Genomic DNA, 6,519 nt, shown 5'->3' on the forward strand with positions numbered 1-6,519 from the left:
CGGACGCGGAGCGCCCGCACTTGCTCCCACGCAGGAGCGTGGGAGCCAGAATGGCTTAACTTAATGGCATTGAGGGCCTTGCCCTGGGCTGGTATATCACGCCCCTTCGGGGCTTCTGGTCGCGCTACGGCCTCCTTCCCGGTTGATTGTGAAATGAAACTCGGCCTCAGCCTCAACCCTTCTTCGCCTTCTCAAAGGCCGCCGCGAAGGCGCTGTTGGCGGGCGGCTGCTGTTGCTCCAACGGCTGCCGCTGAGTCGGCGCACGCCGGTCGTCGCGCGGGCGGCGGGCCTGCTCACCCTGCCGCGGCTGGTCACGCCGCGGTGCGCTGCGCTCCGGGCGCTCCCCAGCGCTGGCGTCGGCACGCTGCGGTGTGGGCTCGGACAGGCGCATGGAGAGCGCAATCCGCTTGCGCGGCAAGTCGACCTCCAGGACCTTGACCTTGACCAGGTCGCCGGACTTGACCACCTCGTGGGGGTCTTTGACGAAACGATCGGCGAGCATGGAGATGTGCACCAGGCCGTCCTGGTGAACACCGATGTCGACGAAGGCGCCGAAGTTGGTGACGTTGGTCACGGCGCCCTCCAGGATCATCCCGGGTTCCAGGTCTTTGAGCGTCTCCACACCCTCTTTGAACTCGGCGGCCTTGAATTCGGGGCGGGGGTCGCGACCGGGCTTCTGCAGTTCGTTCAGGATGTCCTGAACGGTCGGCAGCCCGAAAGACTCGTCGATGAAGTCCTTGGGTTCGAGGCGGCGCAGGGTGGCAACATCGCCGATCAGCTCGCGGATGCCCTTGCCCGCCCGCTCACAGATACGGCGCACCACCGGATAGGCCTCCGGGTGGACGGCGGAGGCGTCCAGCGGCTCGTCGCCATCCGGGACGCGCAGGAAGCCCGCGCTCAATTGGAAGGCCTTGTCGCCGAAGCGCGGCACGGCCATGAGCCGCTTACGGTTGGTGAAGGCGCCATTGGCCTCGCGGAAGGCGACGATGTGCTCGGCGAGACCGCGATTGAGCCCCGAGACCTGGGTCAGCAGGGGCACTGAGGCGGTATTGAGATCGACCCCGACGGCGTTCACGCAGTCCTCCACCACCGCCTCCAGGGTGCGGGCGAGTCGGCCCTGGTTCACATCGTGCTGGTATTGGCCGACGCCGATCGCCTTGGGCTCGATCTTGACCAGTTCCGCCAGGGGGTCCTGGAGCCGGCGCGCAATGGAGACCGCACCGCGCAGCGATACGTCGAGATCCGGCAGTTCCTTGGAGGCGAATTCAGACGCCGAATAGACCGAGGCCCCGGCCTCGCTCACCACCAGTGAGCGCAGGCCCAGGTCCGGGTGGCGTTTGATCAGTTCCCGGGCGAGCTTGTCGGTCTCGCGCGAGGCGGTGCCGTTGCCGATGCTGATGAGACGCACCTGATGGGCGGCACAGAGCAGCGCCAGCCGGGCGATCGATGCGTCCCACTGGTTCTTGGGTTGATGCGGATAGATGGTATCGGTGGCGGCCACCCGCCCGGTGGCATCGACGATGGCGACCTTGACCCCGGTGCGCAGGCCCGGGTCCAGCCCCAGGGTCGGCAGGCGCCCGGCGGGGGCGGCGAGCAGCAGGGCCTTGAGATTGAGCCCGAAGACCCGGATCGCCTCGGCCTCGGCCGCCTCCATCACCCGCCCCTTGAGATCCAGGTCGAGCCGGGTCAGGAGCTTGATGCGCCAGGTCTTGCGCACCGTCTCGGCCAGCCAGTCGTCGGCCGCCCGGCCCTGGTGGCGCAGGCCGAAGCGCGCCGCGATCAGGGCGCGATAGGGCAGGTCCGGCTCCTCCCCCTCCCCGGGGATGAGATCCAGGTTCAGCACCCCGACATTGCGGCCACGAAAGAGCGCCAGGGCGCGGTGCGAGGGGACCTTCGCGATGGCTTCGCGGTAATCGAAATAGTCGGAGAACTTGTTGCCCTCCTGTTCCTTGCCATCGACGACCTTGGCCGCCAGGATGCCCTCCTCCCAGAGTCGGTCGCGCAGCCGTCCGGTGAGTTCCGGGTCCTCCGCGAAGCGCTCCATCAAGATCTGGCGCGCGCCCTCCAGGGCGGCGGCCACATCGGCCACCCCCTTGCCGACATCGACATAGGCCGCGGCCAGGACGACCGGGTCCTGGGTGGGATCGTCCAGCAGCCCGTCGGCCAGGGGTTCGAGCCCCGCCTCGCGGGCGATCTGCGCCTTGGTGCGGCGCTTGGGCTTATAGGGCAGGTACAGGTCTTCCAAACGCTGCTTGGTGTCCGCACCTTCGACCGCGGCGCGCAGGTCCGGGGTCAACTTGCCCTGCTCCTCGATGCTCGCCAGCACCGCTGCGCGCCGCTCGTTCAGGTCGCGCAGATAGACCAGGCGTTCCTCGAGATGGCGCAGTTGGATATCGTCGAGGCCGCCGGTGACCTCCTTGCGGTAGCGGGCGATAAAGGGCACCGTAGCGCCCTCGTCCAACAGCCGGACGGCCGCCTCCACTTGGTCGGCGCGGGCCTGGATTTCCTGGCTGATGGTCTGGGTGATGGTCTGCATGGGGCGAGCGGTCCTGCTTGGATTGGCGTTCTGGAACTGAACGAAAAAGACGCGGAGGAGTGAAAAATCAGCGCTACAGCTTACCAATTTCTCGGCCGGGCGGCGCAACCAGCCGGCCGGTACGGGCGCCGGGGCAGCGCGTGGGCACGCACGGCTTGCGCCTGCGCCTTGGCTGCGCGAGCTAAATGACCGACGCCCCGCTCCACTGGCACCCGGCCGCGGCCGCCCCCGCCATCGCCCCCGGCGAGCTGCATCTGTGGCACCTGCACGCGGACGGGCGCGGCGATGACCTTGAGAGCGCCCTGGCGCTGCTGGGTGAGCGCCAACGCCGCCGCGCCCTGGGCATGACCCACCAGGGCTACCGGGAGCGCTATATCCGCGCCCAGGCCGGCCTGCGCCGGGTCCTGGGGCTGTATCTGGGCCTGCCGCCGCAGGCCCTGGGCTTCACCTATGGCCCCGCCGGCAAGCCAGCCGCCGCCCAGGCCCTGGGTGTGCTCGAATTCAATCTCACCACCACCGCGGACCTGGCCCTGGTGGCCCTCTCGCGCGGGGGCGAGGTCGGCATCGATTGCGAATGGCTGCGCCCGCGCCGCGACCTCGAGGCCATCGCCCGGCGCATGTTCAGCCCAGCGCAGGTCCGCGCCCTGCTGGCGACCCCCCAGGCCGAGCGGCTGGCGTTCTTCTACCGCGCCTGGACCGCCCTGGAGGCCGACGCCAAGGCCGACGGACGGGGCCTCTTTCGCCCGCGCGAACCCGGCGCCCAGGTCCCCCAGGTCATACACTGCATCCCCGCCCCCGGGCACATCGCCGCGGTGGCGCGGGCGCGGTTGCCGCCGCGGGAGCAGTGGCTGACCTTGGAATTGATGCCGCTGGCGGGCGGCTTGGCGGAAGAGTCCAAGTCCTGACCCGGGTCAACCGACATCGCCTCAACGCGACCCCGGCCGCGCGTCCCGCCGACGACGGCGCTGCCGCACGCCGAGGATGATCAGGACGGTCGCGATGAGACCGACGAGCGTCAACGCCTCCACCAGGACGTTGCGCCACCAGTAGGTCCGCTCCACGCCCAGCAGCCGCGGCTGACGCGGCGCCGCGGCCGCGACCGTGACGAGCGCCGGACTGCCCACCGCCAGTGCGCTCACCGAGGGCGCGTCGGCCGTATCCACGCCTTCCACGCCCGCGGGGTGGCCGGGGGGCGCGTAACGCAGCCGGACATAGGCGACCGGCACGGCATAGTCATACGCCAGGCGGCTCAGCAAGCCGCGGCCGCGCCGATCGACGGTGATGGCGGTGACCTGGGCCGGGATCGCGACCCGCGGCCCGTCGCCGCCGAGTCGGGGGCGGGGCAACATGGGCAGCAGGGGGGCGTCGACCGGCCAGGTCCACTCCAGCAGCCCGAACGGACGCAGCCGCCGCAGCATCAGGGTCTGGCCGGGCTGCGCCGCATCGAACGACGCCTCATCGAGCCGCACCTGCGTCTGCCGCAGGATGCCGCTGCCGGGCGCCTGGCGGCAGTGCCGGTCGGCCGCCGTCTCGGTCTCACCGATCGCGGCCAGGATCGCCGGGTCGATCGGGGCACCCGCCCCCAACCCCGGCGCCTGCGGTGCGCGGTAGCAGACGATGGCCCCGAAGCGATGGCGCACCACCGTGTGACTGGTGCGCGCGCCGCCGGCCCGTGCCGACTCGACCCGGACGGATTCCTGGGTGGCGGCCACCACGCCGACGAGCCGCTCGCCCCAGACCTCAGCGGCGGCATGGGGTCCCTCGGCAACGAGCACCAGCAGACTCGTCACGCCCAGGATCAGCGCGGGCAGCGACAACCACCAAGGCGGGCGGGCGGCCAGGATCAGCAGGGCCAGCACGAGGATGGCGGCAGCGGTACACACGAACAGGGTAGCGGTCATGCCGGCCCTCGGTTTGATAAATGCCTGATGCAGCTCGCGTCGTCGTTGTCGTTGTCGTTGTCGTAATCGACGTCATCGTAGCACCCCGAATTCTCTCGCACGCCAAATTGCATCGTTGCTCCGATTACGACAACGACAACGACAACGACAACGATTGTGCTCCCGCGCGGGACGGGGTTTGCAACCCCGTCCCGACCGTTTTCTTCCGCCCGAGCGCGCCCTTGAGCCTGACCTCAACGCTGCAACCACCGGGCGAAGGTCGCGGCCAGTCGCAGGCTGTAGATGCCCTCGCGCAGATGGGCCTGGGTCAGGGCACAGGTCAGGGCGAGACCCTTGCGATCCAACACGCCCGCGGGTATCTGCCACTCGCGCACCAGGCGCCAGGCGCGCTTCAAGGTGGCGCGGCGCGCGGGGTCCGGCTTGCGGCGGAACAGGCGTCCCTTGACCTTGACCGGGATGGGCAGCGGGCACGGCAAGTGGCCGGGCGAACTGCGCCAGGGGCTCGCCATGACTTCCGGGTAGTAGCGCTCGATCAGGTGCCGATAGGCCTGGTAGTCGCGCATATCCTCGATGGCCAGGGCCAGGGCCGCCCAGGCGACCAGGGGTGAGCAGAAGGGCAGATGCAGTTCCACCCGGTGCCGGTCGACCTCCTCGCGCTGGAGGATGAAGTGGCGGCGCTGGTGCTGGATCGTCAGAAAGAGCATCAGGGCGCGCTCCTGTGACAGCCCCGGGAAGGCGCCCAGGCTGGCGATCAGGCTGGTACGCAGATTCTGTTCCAGGACCCGGTAGTTGCAGATGATCCGCGGCGGCAGGGCGATCGCCGTGCGGCCGATGAAGCGGTCCGCGAGCCTGGTCGCGTCCCCCCCAGCGTGCCAGTTCCACGTCGGTCTCGTCGATGGGGAGCACGCCCATGCCGACGCTGCCGCCCTTGCCGGTCCACACCACCCGGGGGTGCGCCAGTTCCCGGTAGAGGTCGGCCCCGGCGTGGCGCCAGTGGTGGCCGACACGCCCTTCCAGGCTCATGGTGTGGCCTTCCACGTCCACCAGGGACAGGGCGAGGCCCTGTTCGCGGGCGAAGGTGCTCGTGCAATAGCGGCTCACCGGGTCCGCCGCGGCGATGGCGAGTCCCTCCACCAGCACCCCGCGCCGCTTCAGCGCCGCGGCGATCAGGCGCGAGTTCAGCGACCCGCTGAGACTGACCGCCTCGCGCCCGTCACCCCCGGCAAGGCCGGCGGTCAGGGCCGCCTCGAAGGCCGCGTGGACCGCCGCCGCGCCCTCCTCCAGCCCCAGCGGCTCGCCGTTCAGGTCCTGCCACGGCAGGTAGGAGGTCCGTTGCAGACCGGTGCTGTCCAGGGTCCAGCAGGCGCCCGGCGCGGCCCCCCGGACTTCGTCATAGGGGGTGTGGTCGAGCAGGAAATAGCCGAGTGTGGCCACCTCGCTGACCCCGTCCAGGTCCAGACTGAGGTCGATGGACAGGGCCGCAATGACGCGCAGACTGGTGCTGAAGAGCCAGCGTCCGGCCTGTTCGCACACATAGAAGGGGCGCAGCCCCAGGGGATCGGTCAGGAGCCGCACCTGCCGCGCCGCCTTGTCATAGACCAGGGCGCAGAAGACGCCGTGACCACCCGCGGCGATCACCCGCCCGGGGTCCGGGCCGCACAGTGACGTGAGATCGGACCGGCGATCGGCCCCGCCCAGCAGGGGCGCCCGGTGAGGGTGGCGAACCAGGCCTCGTCGTCGTGCCAGGCGGGTTCGCCATAGGCCCCGATGTCCACCTTGCACGCGAACACGGTGCCGTCGAAAAACTGCTCGCGCACATCGCTGTCGGTGCGCGAGATATGGGTGCGGATCTCGTCGGCGAGTTGCTGGTCTTGCGCCGTCCAGCCGCCGGGCGAGAAGATACCCGCGAGGATGGTCATGGGGTTACTCCAGGGGCTATCTTGGGTGCGATCAGAACTGATGGGTTGACGGCGATCCCGTAGGTTACGCATCGCGTACCCTATAGCGACCGGACCTTCTCACGGACTGGCTGTCGTTGTCGTTGTCGTTGTCGTAATCGAACAATCCGATCACGACAACGAC

6 protein-coding genes are annotated in these 6,519 nt (G+C 69.6%); 2 read left to right on the forward strand and 4 right to left on the reverse strand.

What is annotated here, in order from left to right; all coding sequences use genetic code 11:
* Positions 1 to 172: 172 nt before the first annotated feature.
* Positions 173 to 2,536, reverse strand: a complete 2,364-nt coding sequence (locus QZY48_RS03385; RefSeq protein ID WP_295427720.1) for a Tex family protein — start codon at positions 2,534 to 2,536, stop codon at positions 173 to 175.
* 185 nt (positions 2,537 to 2,721) lie between these two features.
* On the opposite strand from QZY48_RS03385, the gene QZY48_RS03390 reads away from it, so the two are divergent.
* Complete coding sequence (locus QZY48_RS03390; RefSeq protein WP_295427723.1) at positions 2,722 to 3,441, forward strand: 4'-phosphopantetheinyl transferase superfamily protein; 720 nt, start codon at positions 2,722 to 2,724, stop codon at positions 3,439 to 3,441.
* A gap of 21 nt (positions 3,442 to 3,462) precedes the next feature.
* Here QZY48_RS03390 and QZY48_RS03395 read toward each other — a convergent pair whose 3' ends face one another.
* Together QZY48_RS03395 and QZY48_RS03400 are read right to left on the reverse strand one after the other, a co-directional pair.
* A complete protein-coding gene (locus QZY48_RS03395) occupies positions 3,463 to 4,437 on the reverse strand; it encodes a hypothetical protein (protein WP_295427725.1) in 975 nt (324 codons plus the stop codon).
* Between the two features lie 233 nt (positions 4,438 to 4,670).
* Positions 4,671 to 5,141, reverse strand: a complete 471-nt coding sequence (locus tag QZY48_RS03400; RefSeq protein ID WP_295427728.1) for a hypothetical protein — start codon at positions 5,139 to 5,141, stop codon at positions 4,671 to 4,673.
* 127 nt (positions 5,142 to 5,268) lie between these two features.
* Here QZY48_RS03400 and QZY48_RS03405 point away from each other — a divergent pair, with 127 nt between their 5' ends.
* A complete protein-coding gene (locus QZY48_RS03405) occupies positions 5,269 to 6,102 on the forward strand; it encodes a hypothetical protein (RefSeq protein ID WP_295427731.1) in 834 nt (277 codons plus the stop codon).
* Here QZY48_RS03405 and QZY48_RS03410 read toward each other — a convergent pair.
* The gene (locus tag QZY48_RS03410; RefSeq protein WP_295427732.1) at positions 6,072 to 6,356 is read right to left on the reverse strand and encodes a hypothetical protein; all 285 of its coding nucleotides are present in this window, start codon (positions 6,354 to 6,356) and stop codon (positions 6,072 to 6,074) included. The genes QZY48_RS03405 and QZY48_RS03410 overlap by 31 nt on opposite strands.
* Positions 6,357 to 6,519: the final 163 nt, after the last annotated feature.

It is taken from the genome of uncultured Thiodictyon sp., from assembly GCF_903828115.1.
Lineage (GTDB): Bacteria > Pseudomonadota > Gammaproteobacteria > Chromatiales > Chromatiaceae > Thiodictyon.

Coding starts and splice junctions, on each gene's coding strand:
- QZY48_RS03385 (WP_295427720.1), bottom strand. CDS start 2,536: ATGCAGACCATCACCCAGACCATCAGCCAGGAAATCCAGGCCCGCGCC.
- QZY48_RS03390 (WP_295427723.1), top strand. CDS start 2,722: ATGACCGACGCCCCGCTCCACTGGCACCCGGCCGCGGCCGCCCCCGCC.
- QZY48_RS03395 (WP_295427725.1), bottom strand. CDS start 4,437: ATGACCGCTACCCTGTTCGTGTGTACCGCTGCCGCCATCCTCGTGCTG.
- QZY48_RS03400 (WP_295427728.1), bottom strand. CDS start 5,141: ATGCTCTTTCTGACGATCCAGCACCAGCGCCGCCACTTCATCCTCCAG.
- QZY48_RS03405 (WP_295427731.1), top strand. CDS start 5,269: ATGAAGCGGTCCGCGAGCCTGGTCGCGTCCCCCCCAGCGTGCCAGTTC.
- QZY48_RS03410 (WP_295427732.1), bottom strand. CDS start 6,356: ATGACCATCCTCGCGGGTATCTTCTCGCCCGGCGGCTGGACGGCGCAA.